The following is an 18,607-nucleotide window of genomic DNA, read 5'->3' as shown; positions in this document are numbered from 1 at the left end:
CTTACCCCCAGACTTGGGCGAGTAGGCGGCGAAAATTGCCACCCAGCACGGCCCGGATGTTGTCGTTCGAATAGTTGCGGCGAATGAGTTCTTCGGTAAGGTCGAAGGTCTTGAGCGGATGGTCGAAGCCGTCGATGTCGATCTTGTCGCGAAAGGCGTAGCTGCCCTTGTAGCTGCCTTTGAGCAGCGCATATTCGTCCGGCTTCATGTCGTCATAGCCGTGCAGGTCGGCGTCGGACCCGATACCGACGTGATCGATCCCGACCAGCTTGGCGACATGGTCGATATGGTCGGCCATATGGCCGACGTTGGTCGGATCGATGGTGCGCACGAACATCCGCACCCCGGTAATGCCCATCACCCCGCCCTTGGCTGCCAGCGCCTTGATCGCGGCGTCGGTCTTGACGCGCGGATGATCGACGAGCGCACGAGCGTTGCTGTGCGTGATCGCAATCGGCCCTTTGGCGATTTCGATCGCATCGAGCGTTGTCTGGTCGCCGCAATGCGAGACGTCGACGAGCATGTGTTGTTTTTCCATCTCGGCGATGATCGCGGCGCCATAATCGCTGACCCCGCCGTCGATCCGTTCGGTGCTGCCCGATCCGATCCGGTTCTGGCTGTTATAGGTCAGTTGCGCGCAGCGCAGACCCAGGCGGCGGAACAGCGCGACATCCTCGACGCTCTCGAAATGCTCGGCATTCTGGATGCCCATGATGACCGCACATTTCCGGTCGGCCTTGGCACGATCCAGATCCGCCACACTATCGACGAGGGTGAACACATGACCGTTGCGCCCGGCAAAGCCCTGCCAGCCCGCAAGGAACGTCAGCGCCTGTTGCTTCGCATCGGGGCCGCCCAACCCATAGGCGTTGTGAAAGCCGGTGATGCCGCTGGCGCGAAACTCGGCCGCCTCCGCCTCGGTCACCCGGTGCGCGACATAGTCCGCCGACAGCGTGATCTTGAGCGGAGCGAGCATGTCGATGACGAGCGACGACGCAACGAGATCGACCGCGCGGCGCGAGTAATTGCGGCCCGGCGCCGCCGCAAAGGCAAACGCCCCGCGGTTGATCATCGGCGCAGACACAGCAGCCCCCACCGCGCCCGCCACCATGGCGCGGCGCGTCAACGGGAATGATCGACTCATTCCACCCTCCACTCACGAAATTTACAGATTAAAGACTATTGTCCTAATCAGAGAATTGTCAACCCATTTAGGACATGCAACTATCGTCTATCCCCAAATTTCTGCGGGGCAGTGAATCATCCCGTCGCGATATTCGACGCCTGGTGCGCGATCGCGCGCCAGGAACGTCGGCCCGTCGAGGTCGACGATGTCGCACAGCTGCCCCAGCACGAACGACGGCGCCATCGACAGGCTGGTCCCCATCATATTGCCGACCATCACGTCGAGCCCCAGTTTCCGCGCCTGCCGCGCGATCGCGAGCCCCTCGGTCAGCCCGCCGCATTTATCGAGCTTGATGTTGACGACGTCGAACCGGCCAACCAGCGTCGCGGTGTCGGCGAGCGTCAACGCGCTTTCGTCGGCGACAAAAGGCAGTGGCCGCTTCAGCCCGTCGAGATCGGCCTCGCGCCCCCGCTTCAGCGGCTGTTCGAGCTGCGCGACGCGCGTCTGCACCAACACGGGCAACAGCTCGGCCAGCGTGCGAATATCATAGCCCTGATTGGCATCGACCCCGATCCACGCATGCGGCCGCGCGGTGCGGATCGCGACGACGCGCGCGATGTCATCGGCCAAATCACCCGTCAGCTTGACCTTGATCGGTGCCTCGGGATCGATCGCCAGCGCCGCTTTCGCCATATTGCCCGCGCTGTCGGCACCGAGCGTCAGTGTCGAGGGCAGCGGGCGCGGCGGCTTCAATCCCGCCAGTTCCCATACCGGCCGCCCCGCCTGCTTCGCTTCGAGATCCCAATAGGCGCAGTCGAGCGCGTTGCGCGCGCCCCCGGGCGGCAGCAGTTGCTGCAAATCCTCACGCGTCGCGCGGCGCTCGATGGCCTCGCGCACCCGCGTCGCTTCGGCCAGCATATGATCGATGTCATCGCCAAGATAATAGACCCCCGCCCCCTCGCCGCGCCCGACATGCGTGCCGTCGGACAGTTCGGCAACCAACAGCGCGGTTTCAGTGAAGACATGCCCCGAAATGCGGAACGGCTGGTGATAGGGAAACCGCTCGACCCGCAGGTCGAGCGTCAGTTCTTGCGTCATTTGCGTCGCCATCAATAAACCATTCCAAAGCCATAGAGGTTGAAGACGAGCGTCACCCACACCAGCACCAGTGCCGCCAGCACAAGCAGCACGGCACCGAGCTTCATCGTCCAGCGACGCTTATCCTTGATCGTCAGCCACAGGTGCCAGCCTGCGGTTGCCAGCAGGCCGAATGCGGCCACCGGGGTCAGGATGCGTAGCAGATGGATCAGCCAGTCGAGCGGGCCGCCCAGGCTGCCAATGTCGGCTGAGAAAGCTGCGATCAGCCCAAGCCAGCCCACCAGCGCCGCAAGCACCAGCCAGGCGAAAATCCGCGACAAGCGATAGGCGCGGCGCGATTTGCCTTCGAGCGCGAAATCGGCCTTGAAGCTGCGCCGCACCAGCGCGCGCACCGGCCATGCCAGGGCGGCGAGCAGGACGATGCCAAGTGCAGCGATCAGCGCCGGATTGAGCCACGCGGCATTGACGCTCGGCGGGGCTGGCTCGAACACCATGAACGGCGACCCGGCATCGACGCTGAAGCGCACGACGCGGCCGTCCTTGACCTCCGCCGCCAGCCGTTCGCCGGTGCCGCGGTCGCGCCATACAAAGGGTTCGACCTCGACCCAATCGCGCGCGCCAGCGCCGAGCCCGTCAAGCGCGGGGAAGGTGATCTTGCCATCTTCGGTCAGCGAAATCGTCGCCTGTCCCAACAGCCCGAGCAGGCTCATGAAGTTCGTGAACGACCCGCGGCTGCTGACATAATTGCCGACCATCATCTGGGCATGTTGAGCGGCCGTCTTGGCATCGACCTGCCCCACCTTATCCTCGCCCGGCAGATAGCGGTCGGCGAACTTATGGAACAAGGCGCTGCGCACCGCGCCCGCATCGCCCTGCGTCCCGGCGCTGTTCATCGAGATATAGACCCCGACGTCATCTTCGGGGAACAGCCACAGATAGGAATGGAACCACACCGTATCGCCGCCATGCGCGATCGCGCGCCGGCCGTTGACCCATTGTTCGTAGAAACCGAGCGCCATGCTGTTGAGCGGCCCGACGCCGGGCGCCTTGAAATCATGCATTTCTTTGGCGGTCTCGGGCTTCAGCAGCCCGGCACCGTCGTTCAGATGCGCGATCATGAATTTGGCCATGTCGGCGCCGCTCGCCGACAGGCTGCCCGCCGGTCCCGGGATGACGATCTCGAACGGCTTCGCCTTTTGCGTCACGTCGGGATAGCCCTTTGCCATATGCGGCGCGAGGCGCGCGGGCAGCGGCTGGCGAAAGGTCGAATGGGTCATGCCCAGCGGCGTAAAGATATGATTTTCGATATAATTGTCGAACGGCTCTCCGCTCACCCGCTCGACGATATACCCCGCCAGCGCCGTCGCATAATTGGAATAAGCAGGCGTGGTTCCGGGCGCAAAGACGCGCTGCGGCAGCGCCAGCGGCATCTGCTCCTTCAGCGTCATCACCGCCTTGGGATCGCTGCTGATCAAATGGCGCACCGATTCCTCGAACCCCGCAGTGTGGGTCATGATGTTGCGCATCGTCACAGGCTTGCCCTGATAGGGCGGAATCTTGAAATCGAGATAAGCGTTGACGTCCTTGTCGAGGTCGATCTTGCCCGCCTCAACCTGCTGCATCACTGCGGTCCAGGTCAGCAACTTCGACACCGAACCGGGGCGGAACATCGTGGTTTCGGGCAGCACCGGCGCGCGCTTCGCGACATCGGCAAAGCCATAGCCCTTTTGCAGCACGACCTGATCACCGCGCACGACGACGACAACCGCGCCGGGGATCCGCGCGCGTTCGAGTGCATAGGGCAGATAGCCGTCCATCCACGCTTCAAGATCGGCGGCGTTGAGCGTGACGGGCGCCTTTGGAACCGCGGGGGCAGGTGCCGCGACTGTCTCGACTTTCTTGGCCGTCGGCGCGGGCAGCGGCCCCTGCGCCGCCAGCGGCAGCGCCGCGAGCGCTGCCAGCCCGATCATCGCCTTGCGGATGAAACGCATCTCTTTCCCCTTTTGTCTGGCCCGCCCTGTCTGACCTTGCAGCAAGCCGCGCGACGTCTTACCAAGGGCCAACAACTGTTAACCCAATAGGGACATAATGATCCTGATTAGAAAATTGTCAAACATGGAATGGAAATATTGATGGCGGCTCGTACGGCCCCACCCACGCTCGGCACCGTGATGAAGAGCATCCGCGCCCGAAACGGCTGGACGCTCAAGGAGATGAGCGCGAAATCGGGCATCCCGGTCTCGACGTTGTCGAAGGTCGAGCATGACCGGCTGACGCTCAGCTATGACAAGTTGCAACAGCTCAGCCAGCGACTCAGCATCCGCATGTCGGACCTGTTTGCAGAAGAGGAGGGCGACGCCGCGCCGCGCGTCACCGGTCGCCGCAGCGTCGGAACGATCGATCAGGCGGTGCGCGTGACCACCGACAATTATGACTATCATTACCTCTGCACCGACCTGCGCCAAAAACGGATGATCCCGATCATCACCCGTATCCGTGCCCACAGCGCACGCGAATTCGGCGAACTCGTCCGCCATCACGGTGAGGAATTCATCTATGTGCTGGAAGGCGAGATCGAGATTCACACCGAATTCTATGATCCCGTCACGCTCAAGACCGGCCAGGGCATCTATCTCGATTCGTCGATGGGGCACGCTTATGTCGTGGCCGAAGGGTTTGAAGAGGCGCTGGTGCTCGGCGTCTGCTCCAGCGCCGACGACGGGCTGATGGATTCATTGATGAGCCTGCACGGCTAAAGCCTGCGTTGATGAAGACCGAAACAAAAACTCCGTTTGCCCTGAGGAGAGGCTGAGCCCGTCGAAGCCTCGTCTCGAAGGGTGCAGTGCGATCGTCCTTCGAGACACCATTTCGACAAGCTCAATGGTTCCTCAGGACCAACGGTTGGATTTGAGCGAGACAAACCCAGCATCCTTTCAAGGAGAAAATAGATGGCATTACGTCGGCAGTTCGCACCCTCGCTGCTCTTGCTGTGCAGTTCGATGCTGCTGTCGGCATCGGTCGCCGCGCAGGCCCCCGTCTATGACCTGATCATTCGCGGCGGTGCGATTTACGACGGATCGGGCCAGCCGCCGGTCATCGGCGACGTCGCCATCAAGGATGACCGGATCGTCGCGGTAGGGAAAGTCGCGGGTACGGCAAAAAGCGTCGTGCAGGCGGACGGCATGGCGGTCGCGCCCGGCTTCATCAACATGCTGAGCTGGGCCACCGAATCGCTGATTGTCGATCCCAAAAGCCAGAGCGACATCCGGCAGGGCGTGACGCTGGAGGTGATGGGCGAAGGCTGGTCGATGGGACCGCTGAGCCCCGCAATGAAGCGCCAGGAAACCGAGCGCCAGGGCGACCTGAAATTCCCGATCGAATGGACCAGTCTCGGCGACTATCTCGACTATCTGGAAAAGCGCGGCGTTTCGACCAATGTCGCGAGCTTCGTCGGCGCCGCGACGGTGCGCGTGCATGAGTTGGGCGAAGGAGATGTCGATCCGACCCCCGCGCAACTGACCCGGATGCGCACGCTGGTGCGGCAGGCGATGAACGAAGGCGCGATGGGCGTCGGCAGCTCGCTGATCTATGCCCCCGGCTCCTATGCCGAAACCGACGAGCTGGTCGCACTGACCAGCGAGGCCGCCAAATGCGGCGGCATGTATATAAGCCACATGCGCTCCGAAGGCGACCGGCTGGAGGAAGCGGTCGACGAACTCATCGAAATCTCGCGCCGTTCGGGCGCCCCGGCCGAAATCTATCATCTCAAAATGGCGGGACGCGGCAATTGGGGCAAACTCGACGCGGTGGTGAAAAAGATCGAGGCCGCGCGCGCCGCGGGCCATCGGATCACAACCGATATGTACACCTATACCGCGGGCGCCACCGGGCTCGACGCCGCGATGCCGACCTGGGTCCAGGCAGGCGGGCTGGAAGCGTGGATCGAACGGTTGAAAGATCCCGCCACCCGCGCCCGCGTCGCCGCCGAGATGCAGCAGCCGGGCAGCGACTGGGAAAATCTCTATCTCGGCGCGGGCGCCGACAAGATGATCCTGTCGGGGTTCAAAAATTCCGCACTCAAACCGCTGACCGGCAAGACGCTGGCCGAGGTCGCGGCGATGCGTGGCAAATCACCCGAAGAAACCGCAATGGACTTGGTGGTCGAGGACGGCTCGCGCGTCGGCACCGTGTATTTCCTGATGTCCGAGGACAATGTCCGCAGGCAGGTCCAGCTGCCGTGGATGAGTTTCGGCTCCGATGGCGCGTCGCAGGCGGCAGAGGGCGATTTCCTGAAATCGGGCGCGCACCCGCGCACCTATGGCAATTTCGCACGGCTGCTCGGCCGCTATGTCCGCGACGAGAAGCTGATCTCGCTGGAGCAGGCGGTGTATCGCCTCACCACCCTCCCCGCCGCCAATCTGGGGATCAAGGACCGCGGCGCGCTCAAACCCGGCTATTTTGCCGACGTGGTGGTGTTCGACCCGGCAAAGATCGCTGATCGCTCGACCTTCGAAGAACCGCATCAATATTCAGTCGGCGTGCGCGATGTGTTCGTTAACGGCGTCGCGGTGCTCCAGAACGGCGAACATAGCGGTGCGACCCCGGGGCGGGCGGTGCGCGGCCCGGGCTGGAACCGCTGCCGCTGACATCGCCACAGCAGTGACAAAAAAGTCGCGTTACTAAGCTGCTGTTTTGACATCGCTTTGCATGGACTAGTTCAACGGCAGCGCGTGCAAGCGCAAATTCCTGCCAAATTCGGCTTAAAACCGTCGATGTCGGCCCGTTAATTCTCGCATGACCACCAAAGCGACACCATCGACCGAGCCGGTAGGACGGCTCCTGGATTGGCTGGGGCTACGCCGGACGCAAGGCGTGCCCCCCGCAGGACGCCATGCCCCGCCCGATAGCGGCGGCGGCACCCGCGACCTCGCGCAGCTTGCTAGGCACCAGCTGATCGGCACGATCATGGCGTTTCTGGTAGACAACGACCTCGACGTGTCGCCCGCCAACCTGTTGCTGGCGCATGCCGCCTTTTCGGGGATGAACCCGCATCTGGCGCGTCAGATCACGACGCGGTCGCAATCGCCCGACGGGATCAGCCAGCAATGGCTCAACGAACTGAACGACCAAAGCAGTGCCCCCGCCGACCATGCCGATCTCGACCGGTTGATGACGCGGCTCGAAACCAACCTCGAATCTTTCCACGTCCACGCCAAGGAAGCGCGGACCGTCACCAGCGATTACGGCACCGAGCTCGAACAGCATGTCGATGATCTGGAACAGCTTCAGAAAACCGGCCGGATCGTCTCCAGCCTCGCCGACCTAGCCAAGGTCATGCTCGAACGCACGCGCAAGGCCGAAGACCATATGCGTAAGAGCGAGGACGAAGCGAAATCGCTCCGCCGCAGCCTCGAACGCGCCAAGCGCGATGCCGAGCTCGACTTCCTGACCGGCCTACCCAACCGGCGCGCCTTTGAAATCCTGCTCGAACGGCATCACAAGGAAGCGCGCGCCGCCTGCGAACCGCTCAGCGTCGCCTTTTGCGACATCGACGAGTTCAAAAAGGTCAACGACCTGCACGGCCATGAAGCCGGCGACCGGGTGATCAAGGCGATCGCCGACACGCTGGCACGGATTTCGGACGACCGCTGTCATGTCGCACGCCATGGCGGTGAGGAATTTGTCATGCTGTTCCGGGGCCTGACCCCGACGCAGGCGGCCGAAAAGCTCGACGAGGCGCGCGAGGGGCTGGCCGAACGGCGCCTGATCAATCGCAAGACCGACGAACCCTTCGGTCAGATCACCTTCTCGGGTGGGGTCGCCGATGTGTTTGGCTATGGTGAAACGCGCGGCGCGCTGAAGGCCGCCGACGAGGCACTGTACAAAGCGAAAGCAGGCGGGCGAAACCGCATCGAAATCGCCGATCTGGCATAAACCGATCCAGCTTCCCGCAAGGGGGCGGGACGCCGCGGGGCAGCGCGCGCCAGAGCGCACCGCCCCGCGGCGTTTTCCGTGTCAGACGGCGGGGCGCCGGGCGTAAATGCCAAAGCCCGCGATGACCGCGTAGCAGAGCGCCGGGAGCAGCAATGCGGTGGCAAGGCTGCCCGTCAGATCGGCGATCGCGCCGGTTGCGAGCGGTACAACCGCGCCGCCGAAGATCGCGACGTTGATGATCCCCGACCCATCGGCCGCACGGCTGCCGAGCTTTTCGGACGCCAGGCTGAAGATGGTCGGAAACATGATCGAGTTCATCAACCCGATGGCGAGCAGGCTGTAACCCGAAAGCATCCCGGTGGTGTTGGTCGAAATCAGGATCAGCGCAATAGCACCCGCCGCGACACCCGCCAGCAGCTTGCCGGGGCTGACCACCCGCATCAGCGCCGAACCGATGAAGCGTCCGACCATCGCGCCGCCCCAATACAGCCCGATCAGCTTGCCCGCGGCCTGTTCCGGCAATGCCATGACACCCGGCTGCATCAGATAGTTGACGACCAGCGATCCGATCGACACCTCGGCACCGACATAAAGAAAGATGCAGAGCGCACCATATCCGAAGCGCGGGCGCTTGAGCAGGTCGACACCCGCCAGACCTGCGCTCGCCTCATGCCGCTCACCCTGCAGGCGATTGCGGAACATCCACACCGCGCCCGCAACCACTGCAAGCGCCACCGCAATGCCGAGGTAGCCGTTGACGATCGCCTGGGTTTCGGCGGTGCGATAGGCATCGAGTTCGGCCCCCGACAACTGATCGGCGCTCATCGTTGCCAGGCTACCCAGGATCAGGATCGAGCCGACGATCGGAAACACGGTGGTACCGAGCGAATTGAACGCCTGTGCAAAGGTCAACCGGCTGTGCGTCGTCTCGGGCTTGCCGAGTAGCGAGATCAGCGGGTTGGCGACGACCTGCACAATCACCACGCCACTGGCCAGCACGAACAGCGCAAACAGGAACAGCGCATAGGTCGCATTCTGCGAGGCGGGAATGAACAGCAGGCAGCCAACCATCATCGTCAGCAGCCCGGCGACCGCGCCGCGCATGTAACCGATCTTCTTGACCAGCTTGGCGCCGGGAATCCCGATCACCAGATAGGCGGTGAAGAAGCAGAATTGCACCAGCATCGCCTGGGTATAATTCAGCGTAAACAGCTCTTTGAGCTTGGGAATGATGACGTCATTGAGGCTGGTAATACCGCCGAAGATGAAAAACAGTCCCATCACGAACAGCCGCAATTCGGGCGCATCGACATGCGCCCCCTGCCCCGTTTCGGCAGCCGGATCTGCGCTCGAAGTCATGTCTGGCGCCAAAGCCATATCGTCTCTCCCGATGTTCTTTTTCGGCTAAGCCTCAGACAGGTGTCGTCATTTTGCCACCGGGGGGCAAGGCAGATTCGTCCCCACGGCTTCGACATTCGTATTCAGCAACGTCGCGGCAAAGCCTCTGTCGGCCTGCACCGACAGCGCGTAATCGACGCGTTGCAGATTGGCACCGGCATCGGCGAAGCAGCGCAGCGGCACTTTGATCGTCGAAACCTGCCCCTTTGGTGCCGCTTTCACCCAATCCGAGATGTCGAACGCCTTGCCGCCGAGCGCAATCTGGACCGGTGCGGCGTCGACCGCGTCGATCCGCCATTCGATCCGCAAGGCGAAGCTGTTGTTCAATTGCCGCGACAGGTCGGCATAGGGGCCCGACAGGTGGAGCGCGGCAGGACCGGTCCACACGAACGCCTTGCCGTCCTCCTGCGCGCGCACATCGACGGACCGTGCCGCGATCAGCCCGCCTGGACTTGCCGTCGGCGGCGATTCGACCGGGCGCGATCCGCCCGCGTCAGTGACCGTGAGCGCCCAAGGCGCCCGCGCGCGGCCGCCCGAGAAGAAATTTTCGACATTCAGCGCTTTGGTGATGTCAACGCCGAGGTCTTCGGACAGCTTGTTGACCACGCGGGTTTCGCCATATTTCAGGCCGTAACCGACCGAGAACAGCGGCTTGTCGATCGGCGAACGCGCGTCGGCCGGCCACGCGAAGGGCAGCGTACCGGTAAAGCCGCGTGCCGTCTTGCCGTCCTTGCCCGCGACCAGCACATCGGCGACCCCCGCCCCCTGCGACCCGGGCAGCCACCCGGCGACAAAGGCGTCGGAGGCGTTGATTTCGGGGCTGGTGAACATCGGCCGCCCCGACAGGAACAGCGCCACGACCGGAACGCCAGCGGCTTTCAGTTTCTTGAGCGTCGCGAGGTCGGTCGCCCCGGTCGGCTGATAGTCGAGCGTGGGCACGTCACCCTGAAATTCGGCATAGGGGTCTTCGCCGAATACGACGATCGCGACGTCGGGCTTTTCCTTGAACACGCCACCCTCGGACAACGCCGCGACACCGCCCGCCTCGCGCACCGATTTGTCCAGCGCTTCCCAGATCGTCTGGCCGTTCGGAAAGTCCGAGCGGACGACATCGGTCCCCTGCCAGCTGACTGTCCAGCCGCCCGACTGGATCGCCATATTGTCCGCCGCCGGGCCGGTGACCAGCACCCGCGCGCCGGGCTTGATCGGCAGGACGCTGCCATTGTTTTTTAGCAACACCAATGACTTGGCGACCGCTTCGCGCGCGATGACGAGATGCTCTGGCGCGCCGACCGCCTTCACGATGCTGCGGTCCACGTAGCCCTCGGGAAACAGGCCGAGCTTGTATTTGACGCGCAAGATGCGGCGGACTGCATCGTCGAGACGGGCGGCAGAGATGGTGCCGTCCTTCGCATGCTTCAGCGTGCTGTCGTACAGCCCCTTCCAGCTGTCGGGCGCCATGAACATGTCGAGCCCGGCATTGATCGACTGGGCGCAGTCGGTGACGCTGCATCCCGCAACCTGGCCATGGCCGTTCCAGTCGCCGACGACAAAGCCCGCAAAGCCCATCTTGTCCTTGAGCGCGTCGGTCAGCAGCCCCTGGTTGCCATGATGCTTGACCCCGTTCCAGCTCGAAAAGCTGGCCATCACGGTCAGTGCTCCGACATCGATCGCGGCGGGATAGCCCATGGCATGTTTGGCGATCAGTTCCTGTTCGTCGATCCGCGCGTTGCCCTGATCCTTGCCCTCGAACGTCCCGCCGTCGGCCAGGAAATGCTTGGCCGTCGCGGCGACTTTGTCGGCGGCGATCGACCGCCCGCTGGCGAGTTCGCCTTGCAAGCCCAGCACCATCGCCGTCGCGTATTCGGCGACAAGCGCCGGATCAGCGGCATAGCCTTCATAGCTGCGGCCCCAGCGCAGATCCTGCGGCACCGCCAAGGTCGGGGCGAAGGTCCATTCGATGCCGCTGCCAGCGATTTCGGCGGCGGTCACCGCGCCGATCCGCTGGATCAGCTCGGGGTCGCGCGCGGCGCCCAGGCCGATATTGTGCGGAAACAGTGTCGCGCCGGGGATGTTGTTATGGCCGTGGACGGCATCGACACCAAAGATGATCGGGATCGCGACGCCGTTGGCCTGCGGGCGCATCGACACGGCGCGAAAATCGCCGACCAGCTTGGCCCAATCGGCGGCGGTCGATCGTTCATTGCCATTCGGTCCGCTGTTGCCACCCGCGAGGATCGAACCGAGCGGCCAGGTTTCAAGGTCCGTCGGCGTGATCGTGCTGATGTCGGCCTGAATCAGCTGCCCCACCTTTTGCTCGACCGTCATCCGCGCGATCAGTGCGTCGATCCGTGCCTCGGTCTTCGCGTCGGAAATCGTGGCTGGGCTTTTCGCCGCGGGCCATAGTTCGGGATGAACTGCTGCGGCATCGCCGCTCGGGGTTTGCGCGGCGGCGCTTCCTGCCAAAAGCAGCGCGGTGGCCATAACCAGAGCCTGTCGGCGCATTGTCTCTCCCATCCTGTCACTCGATCATCATTATGTGAACGTTATCAATATTCATTTCGCATAGTGGATGCGCGAAAGCAAGTGCTCTGTTTCGGGGTGGCTTAGCGGGTGCGCGGCATCGTCGCGAGCAGCAGCACAGCGACGCCGGTGAGCCCGGCGAGCAGCAGGAACAGCGCATCGAAACCGAACCCCGGCACCAGCGAAATCGTCAGCCAGGGCATGATCAGCGACGGCACGGTGTTGGTCAGGTTAAAGATGCCCAGATCACGGCCACGGCGATCGGACCGCGGCAGGATACGCAGCGTCTGGCTGGCGTGGAGCGACAGGAACACTGTCGTCGCGATACCAAAGATCAGGTAACTGGCCTTGGCCGTGCCGGGGATCGTCGCCAGCGCCATGCCGACCATGCCCAGCCCCGACACCGCGGCGCTAACCACCAGCGGGCGGAACGGACGGTCATGGCGGTCGGCCCAGCGGCCGCTGAGCAGCGCGATCGGCACCGCCAGCGTCAGCGCAATGCTGAACAGCCCCGCCTTTTCGCTGTCGTGCATATCGGGATCGATCGAGCGGAACCAGAAATAGAGATAGGCGAACAGCGCCGCCTCGGCGATCTGGACCAGCAAGCGCGCCAGCCACATTCGCACCGCCGGGCCGGTCGGGCGCTGCGCGGGCGCGCCTGCGATACGCGGCGGCGGCGGCGCGGTGAGGTCGGCGAAAGCGCGGGGCCGACCGAGCAGCAGCACCGGCAGCACCGCGGCGGCGACCAGTGCCGCGATCACCAGCAGCCGTCCCTCGACGGGCACCAGCCCGGGCCATGTCACCAGCGCGCCCGACCACGCGCCAAGCGCGGGCGAGAACGCCAGCAGCCCGCCGAGCATTCCCTTCTGCGCGTCGGGGACGCAGTCCCCGGCCCACGCCGCCAGCGGCCCGAGCATCATGTTGAGCGCGAGTTGCCACGCCACGATCACGGCAACCAACGCCCAAATATCCTGCGCCAACGGCACGGCGAGCAACAGCGCGACCGTCAGCGTCAGCCCGGTCAGGACAAAGCCGCGCCGGTTGCCGATCCGGTCGCTGAGCCAGCCGAAACCGATGCCGCCAAGACTGGCCGCGATCGCGCCGAAAAATGTGACGTAGCCCAACATTTGCACATCCGCCGCGCCCGCCAGCTGAGTCATCCGACCAGGCAGCCAGATGGTCAGGAACGGCACATAGGCGATCGCGCCGCCAGCAGCAGCGAGCGCATAGAGCAACAGAAAGGGAAGCGACTGGCGGGGAGGCCCGCCGGGCTCATCCATGGACGGGAGGCGGCGCGGCAGTCGATCCGCGTTCGACCAGCCCGCCCTGCACCCGCGTCGGTTCGGTCGGGCGCGGCGCCCCGCGCTGGGCGGCAATGATCAATTCGACCGCGCGCGACGCGGTTTCGGCGACCGGCTGGTCGACCGCGGTCAGCGGCGGCTGGGTGAAACGAACGATCGGGGTGTTGTCGAAACTGACGATCGACAATTGCCCGGGCACGTCGAGGCCCCGCTCGCGCGCGACCTCAAGCGTCGCCAGCGCCATCTGGTCGCTGCTGGCGATGATCGCGGTCGGCGGATTGGCGCCGGCGAGCAGGTGCCGCGCCGCGGCGGCGCCCGAGGCATAAGTGAAATCGCCCTCGGCGAGGAGGCCGTCGGTGGCCAGCCCCGCCCCCGCCATTTCGGCTTGCCAACCATCGATGCGCCAACGACTGAGGCTATATTCGGGCGATCCGGGAATGAAGCCGATCCGCCGGTGGCCATGGTCGATCAGGTGCCGCGTCGCGCGCCGCGCCGACCCCTCGTCGTCCATCGTCAACGCGATCCCGGCATCGCCGCCGCGCGATCCGATGCGGGCAAAGGGAATCTTCTGCTGGTCGAGCAGCCCGACGATCAGCACATTGTCCGAATGCGGCGGGGTCAGTATGACCCCGTCGGGTTGCAGCGCGGCGATCGCGGCGCGCAATTCGCGCTCGACATGGTCGTTGTGCGTGTCGACCAGCTCAAAGATCATGCGATAGCCATATTCGGCGCATTTCAGCATCCCGCCGAGCAGCATCTGATCGACCCAGTCGACCCCCTGCCGCCCGCGCCAGTCGGCGATCGTGCGTTCGCGGTCATTGATCGCCAGGATCAGATAGGACCGCGATCCGCTCATCCGCTGCGCCGCGATCGACGGGACATAGCCCAATTTGTCGATCGACGCCTGCACCCTTTCCTTCATCTCGGGCCGCACATTGGGCTCGTTGTTGATAACGCGGCTCACCGTTTGCAGCGACACCCCCGCGTCGGCCGCAACATGCTTGATCGTGACCGACTGCCGCCGACGCCCCATTATTCCGCTGTGCCCCCGCTGGTCCCGCAACGCGCCCTGCTAGCTTCATCCTCGCCGCATTGCCAGACGCGGACCCAATCTATTTCCATCGCCTTGGGATAACCGCGCATATCGACGCCCTTGATCCCGCGATCCTCGGCCAGCCCGCCGCCGACCGCCAGGTTCAGGATCAGGTGAAAGGGACGGTCGAACGGTGCCGCCGGATCGGCCGATCCGCTGGTGTACCAGTCACCGGCGACCTGCGTCGCATAGGGGCGGCCATCGACGGTCCAGACGATCTTGCCCTTGTCCCACACGATGCCGAAGACATGGAAATCGTCGAGCTTGCCCGGCAGGGCGATTTCGTTGCTCTTATGCGCGTTCTTTGGCCACACGCCGCCGAAATGCAGCGTGCCGAGGATGCGGTTCTCGATCCCGCCCACGCATTCGTCGCAGCGCACCCCCAGGTTCACCGCCTCCAAAATGTCGATCTCGCCCGACGCGGCCCAGGTGCCATAGCGATGGCCTTCGGGCAGCATCCAGATCGCGGGCCATGTGCCCTGCCCCTGCGGCAGCTTGGCGCGCACCTCGATCTTGCCATAGGTCCATGCCGCCTTGCCGCGCGTGACCAGCCGCGCCGACGTGAACTCGCGCGTCTGGCGCGCGTTCGCCTTACCCGGCTCGCTGCGCTGGCCCAGCGGAAAGGCGGGGCCAGTCGCTTTCTCTTTGCGCGCGGTGATGACCAGCTTGCCATCCTTGATCGCGGCGTTCTTCTGGCTGTCGGTGTAGCATTGCCGTTCGTTGTTGCCGCCGCCCCAACAATCGACGTCGAAGTCCCATTTGCTGCGGTCGATCGCGGTGCCGTCAAACTCGTCCGACCACATCAGCCGCCAGCCGTCCGCCGCCGGTTCTCTCGCCGCCGCGCCGCCGCCTGTCAGCGCGGCGGCCAGCATCAGGAGGAACGCGCCGCGTCTCATGCCCACTGCGGCACATCGGCGCCGCAATAGCGCGCAACATAGACGTGATGCTCGGGCAGCGTCGCCACCGTCTGCGCGATATTGTCGCGGAGCGTCTGGAACAATCGCTCAACCTCATCATCGCGCAGCTTTTCGGCGATCGGGTGATAGGATTGCGGTTCGATCCCCTGCCCCATCATCACCTGAACCCAGCTATTCTCCGCGAACAGCTCCTCATATTTGCGGAACACGCGGCCGGTTTCGCGGAACAATTCGATCTTTTGCTGGAGCGTATCGGGGATTGGCATGTTCGCGACATGGCGCCAGAACGGGCTGTCGCGGCGGTTGGTCGCCTTGTAATGCAGCACCACAAAGTCGCGGATCTGTTCGATGTCGAGCCGCGCCTGATCATTGAACTCGGCGGCGTCGCGCTCGCTGACCCGGCCGTTGGGCATCATCCGGACAAAGCGCAGCACCGCGCGCTGGATCAGGTGGACCGTCGTCGCCTCGAGCGGTTCGACAAAGCCGCCCGCCAGCCCAACCGCCACGCAGTTGCGATACCATTGCTTGCGCCGCACGCCGCCTTTGAACTTGATGTCGAACGGTTCGATCAGCGGCTCGCCGACGCTGCTCATCAGCCGGTCATAGGCGGCGTCGCGCGACAGATAGCCGCTGCTATAAACAATCCCCGCGCCCATGCGATGCTGCAGCGGGATGCGCCATTGCCAGCCCGCATCATGCGCGATTGCCTGCGTATAGGGTTGCGGCGCGCGCAGATGCTTCGCCTGCACCGCGATCGCGCTGTCGTTGGGCAGCCAGTGACTCCAGTCCTCGAACCCCGCGTGCAAAGCGCCGTCGATCAGCAATCCGCGAAAGCCGGTGCAATCGACGAACATATCGCCCTCGACCCGCCGCTCGCCATCAAGCAGCAGCGCCGCGATGTCACCGCTCTCGCCGTTCAGTTCGACCCGCGCGATCTTACCTTCGACACGCTTGCAGCCATCGGCCTCGGCCAGTTTGCGCAGGTACCGTCCATATAATGTCGCATCGACATGATAGGCGTAATTCATCCGCTCTTCGGGCAGATGCGCGAACTTGCCTTCCATCGCTGCGACCAGTTCGAGGCAATAATCGCTATACGGCCGGTCATCGCCGCGTTCGCGTGCGTTCAGCCAGAAATGCTGGAACCCGGCCGACCAATGATCTTTTCCGGACAGGCCAAAGCTGTGAAAATAGCTGTCGCCATCGTGCTTCCAATTGTCGAACAAAATGCCCAGCTTGAACGTCGCCTGCGTCGCGCGCATAAATTCGGGCTCGGCGATGCCCAGAATACGGTTGAAATTGACCAGCGGCGGGATCGTCGACTCGCCAACCCCGATCGTCCCGATCGCTTCGGATTCGACCAGTGTCAGGTCGATCGTTTTTCCCATCGTGCGGGCAATGGCGGCCGCCATCATCCACCCCGCGGTGCCGCCGCCCGCAATAACGACCCGCTGGATCGGTTTGTCCTGGTTCATCGGTTCAACGCTCTCAACAAAAAGGCGCGCAGCCGCCCCGCACTCTCGGGCGTGAGCGGGGCCAGCACGCTGCGCGCGGCTTCAGGAATATGGTCGGTCACCCGGTCGTCGTTGGCGAAAACATAATGGTCGAACATCTCGCGCCAGATCGCCTTGTCGGCGGGCGGCAGGTCGCGGATCGCCAGGATCGCGTGGTTCAGCGCCTCCTGCGGCTGGCCCAGCCACGCCGGGGAGCTGCGCCACCAGTAATTGACCAGGATGTTGAACGGCGCCAGCCCCTCGACATGGTGCCACCACATCGACGGGATGAAGATCGCGTCGCCGGGCTCGAGTTCGACCGTCTGCGCCTCTGCCATCGCGGCGACAAAGTCCGGGTGCGCCGCCAGATCGGGGGCGTCGAAATCCACCATGCTGACCGCGCGGCCGGCCGGCGTGTTGTCGATCGGCCCCAGATATAAATTGCGAAACTGGCTGGGTGGGAACAGCGTGAAGCGGCGGCGACCGGCAGCGCAGCACGCCAGATTGTCGGGAAAATCATTATGCGCCGCGATCCGGGTGCGGGTGCCGATCCAGATGCTTTTGAGTGGATCGCGCATCCCCAGGTCGATAGGATTCGCCTCGTCCAAACCGTCGAAATGCGCCGGGATGTCGATCGAGGCGAGATAGACGGTGCGCGGGTCGCTCTCCGCCTCGCTGGCGTCGATCCCTGAAAAAATATCGGCGAGCTTGCCGGTGCCGGTGCGGAAATTCATCGCCATGTCGGCGTCGTAGAACAGCCGCCCGTCATGCCCCGGCGGCCCGATCGACACGGTGAACGGCCGGTCGCGGGCATGATCGAGCAGATAACGCCGCGCCGCCGCCGCCGATCGCCGACCCGCTTCGACCAAGGGCCAGTCGGCGACCAGACCGCGCAGGACAAAGGGTTCGCGCGCGCCATCGAGCAACGCGCTTAATCCCGCCGCCCGGTCCCATTCGCGTTCGGGCACCCGCGCGAGGCGGTCGTAGATGGTACCGCCCAGGTCAGCCACCACCGATCCTGCGGTTCTTGCGCTCAACCAGCACGGACAGTTGCGACAACGACGCCATCGCCATGAACATCGGCATCAGATGGCCCGCAGCGTGCAACGCGCCGAGCGCGTCGGCTTCCAGCGAGCGCACCCGGTCCTCATCGATGATATGAAAGCCGACGAGCGAATGTTTCGCGCCATCGTTCAGCGTCACCTCAAGGCTGAACGGTTCGAGCAGATCATGCGCCCGCAGCGCGTCATAAAATGCGGCGCTGTCGCGATACCCCTCATCCAGATCGCCAAGCCGTTCGGCGATCGCCTCCAGGAACGGCGTCGCCACGCCGTCGCCGTCGAACAATCGCACCCCGTCGCTGGCGTCTGCAATCCGCGGATGGTCGAGGTCGATATGCACCTGCCCCGGACCGTTGCCGTTGGCGGGGCGCCCGACCAGGAACGGCTGGATCGCCAGCGCCAGTGGGCGATAGCCCGCGTCCCAGCGATCGCCGTCGAGAAACAGATTCTCGCCCGTGTCGAACCCGAACAGCGCCAGCGCGGTGAAATCGCCCTGCCCCGCATCGCGGCGGAAAAGGATCGGGAAATGCGCCTGCACACGGCGAAACTCGGTCGGCACGGTCAACACCGCCATCATGCCGTCGCCCAGCGCCGCCCCCGCATCGGTGCGAACGCGCAGGTCGCGATGGACGTCTTTGTCGAGGACAGCGTGGCGGGGCATCA

General features: G+C 64.2%; 14 protein-coding genes. 3 read left to right on the top strand and 11 right to left on the bottom strand.

The window, feature by feature from the left end:
• Position 1: 1 nt before the first annotated feature.
• The 3 genes from J2X44_RS08560 to J2X44_RS08550 form a co-directional block, all read right to left on the bottom strand.
• Positions 2-1,144 carry a membrane dipeptidase gene (locus tag J2X44_RS08560; RefSeq protein WP_310089086.1) on the bottom strand — a complete coding sequence of 381 codons (1,143 nt, stop codon included), beginning with the start codon at positions 1,142-1,144 and terminating at the stop codon, positions 2-4.
• 87 nt (positions 1,145-1,231) lie between these two features.
• Positions 1,232-2,224, bottom strand: coding sequence for a dipeptide epimerase (locus J2X44_RS08555; RefSeq protein WP_310089085.1), 993 nt, complete (start codon positions 2,222-2,224; stop codon positions 1,232-1,234).
• Between the two features lie 11 nt (positions 2,225-2,235).
• Positions 2,236-4,215 carry a serine hydrolase domain-containing protein gene (locus tag J2X44_RS08550; RefSeq protein WP_310089084.1) on the bottom strand — a complete coding sequence of 660 codons (1,980 nt, stop codon included), beginning with the start codon at positions 4,213-4,215 and terminating at the stop codon, positions 2,236-2,238.
• Positions 4,216-4,356: 141 nt separating this feature from the next.
• Here J2X44_RS08550 and J2X44_RS08545 point away from each other — a divergent pair, with 141 nt between their 5' ends.
• The 3 genes from J2X44_RS08545 to J2X44_RS08535 all read left to right on the top strand — a co-directional run bounded on the left by J2X44_RS08545 (position 4,357) and on the right by J2X44_RS08535 (position 8,158).
• A complete protein-coding gene (locus J2X44_RS08545; RefSeq protein WP_310089083.1) occupies positions 4,357-4,980 on the top strand; it encodes an XRE family transcriptional regulator in 624 nt (207 codons plus the stop codon).
• Positions 4,981-5,172: 192 nt separating this feature from the next.
• Positions 5,173-6,870, top strand: a complete 1,698-nt coding sequence (locus tag J2X44_RS08540) for a D-aminoacylase (protein WP_310089082.1) — start codon at positions 5,173-5,175, stop codon at positions 6,868-6,870.
• 148 nt (positions 6,871-7,018) lie between these two features.
• The gene (locus J2X44_RS08535) at positions 7,019-8,158 is read left to right on the top strand and encodes a GGDEF domain-containing protein (protein WP_310089081.1); all 1,140 of its coding nucleotides are present in this window, start codon (positions 7,019-7,021) and stop codon (positions 8,156-8,158) included.
• 81 nt (positions 8,159-8,239) lie between these two features.
• Here the strand turns inward: J2X44_RS08535 and J2X44_RS08530 are convergent, their stop codons facing one another.
• The 8 genes from J2X44_RS08530 to J2X44_RS08495 form a co-directional block, all read right to left on the bottom strand.
• A complete protein-coding gene (locus J2X44_RS08530; RefSeq protein WP_405053354.1) occupies positions 8,240-9,535 on the bottom strand; it encodes a sugar MFS transporter in 1,296 nt (431 codons plus the stop codon).
• Between the two features lie 48 nt (positions 9,536-9,583).
• On the bottom strand, positions 9,584-12,061 hold the full coding sequence (locus J2X44_RS08525) for a glycoside hydrolase family 3 N-terminal domain-containing protein (RefSeq protein ID WP_310089078.1): 2,478 nt from the start codon (positions 12,059-12,061) through the stop codon (positions 9,584-9,586).
• Between the two features lie 101 nt (positions 12,062-12,162).
• Entirely contained in the window at positions 12,163-13,359 is a 1,197-nt protein-coding gene (locus J2X44_RS08520; RefSeq protein ID WP_310089077.1) for an MFS transporter, read from the bottom strand.
• A complete protein-coding gene (locus tag J2X44_RS08515; protein WP_310089076.1) occupies positions 13,352-14,413 on the bottom strand; it encodes a LacI family DNA-binding transcriptional regulator in 1,062 nt (353 codons plus the stop codon). Before J2X44_RS08515 ends, J2X44_RS08520 begins: the two co-directional genes overlap by 8 nt.
• Positions 14,413-15,369: a glycoside hydrolase family 16 protein gene (locus J2X44_RS08510; protein ID WP_310089075.1), complete on the bottom strand. Its 957-nt coding sequence runs from the start codon at positions 15,367-15,369 to the stop codon at positions 14,413-14,415. The genes J2X44_RS08515 and J2X44_RS08510 overlap by 1 nt, the downstream gene beginning before the upstream one ends.
• Complete coding sequence (locus J2X44_RS08505; protein WP_310089074.1) at positions 15,366-16,865, bottom strand: tryptophan 7-halogenase; 1,500 nt, start codon at positions 16,863-16,865, stop codon at positions 15,366-15,368. The genes J2X44_RS08510 and J2X44_RS08505 overlap by 4 nt, the downstream gene beginning before the upstream one ends.
• Positions 16,862-17,893: a cupin-like domain-containing protein gene (locus J2X44_RS08500; protein WP_405053353.1), complete on the bottom strand. Its 1,032-nt coding sequence runs from the start codon at positions 17,891-17,893 to the stop codon at positions 16,862-16,864. The genes J2X44_RS08505 and J2X44_RS08500 overlap by 4 nt, the downstream gene beginning before the upstream one ends.
• Complete coding sequence (locus J2X44_RS08495; RefSeq protein ID WP_310089073.1) at positions 17,886-18,605, bottom strand: SapC family protein; 720 nt, start codon at positions 18,603-18,605, stop codon at positions 17,886-17,888. The genes J2X44_RS08500 and J2X44_RS08495 overlap by 8 nt, the downstream gene beginning before the upstream one ends.
• Positions 18,606-18,607: the final 2 nt, after the last annotated feature.

Origin of the sequence: Sphingopyxis sp. BE259, assembly GCF_031457495.1 — a bacterium.
Taxonomy (GTDB): Bacteria; Pseudomonadota; Alphaproteobacteria; order Sphingomonadales; family Sphingomonadaceae; genus Sphingopyxis.
The sequence above is the reverse complement of the archived record's forward strand: the minus strand, read 5'-3'. Positions and strand labels throughout refer to the sequence as shown.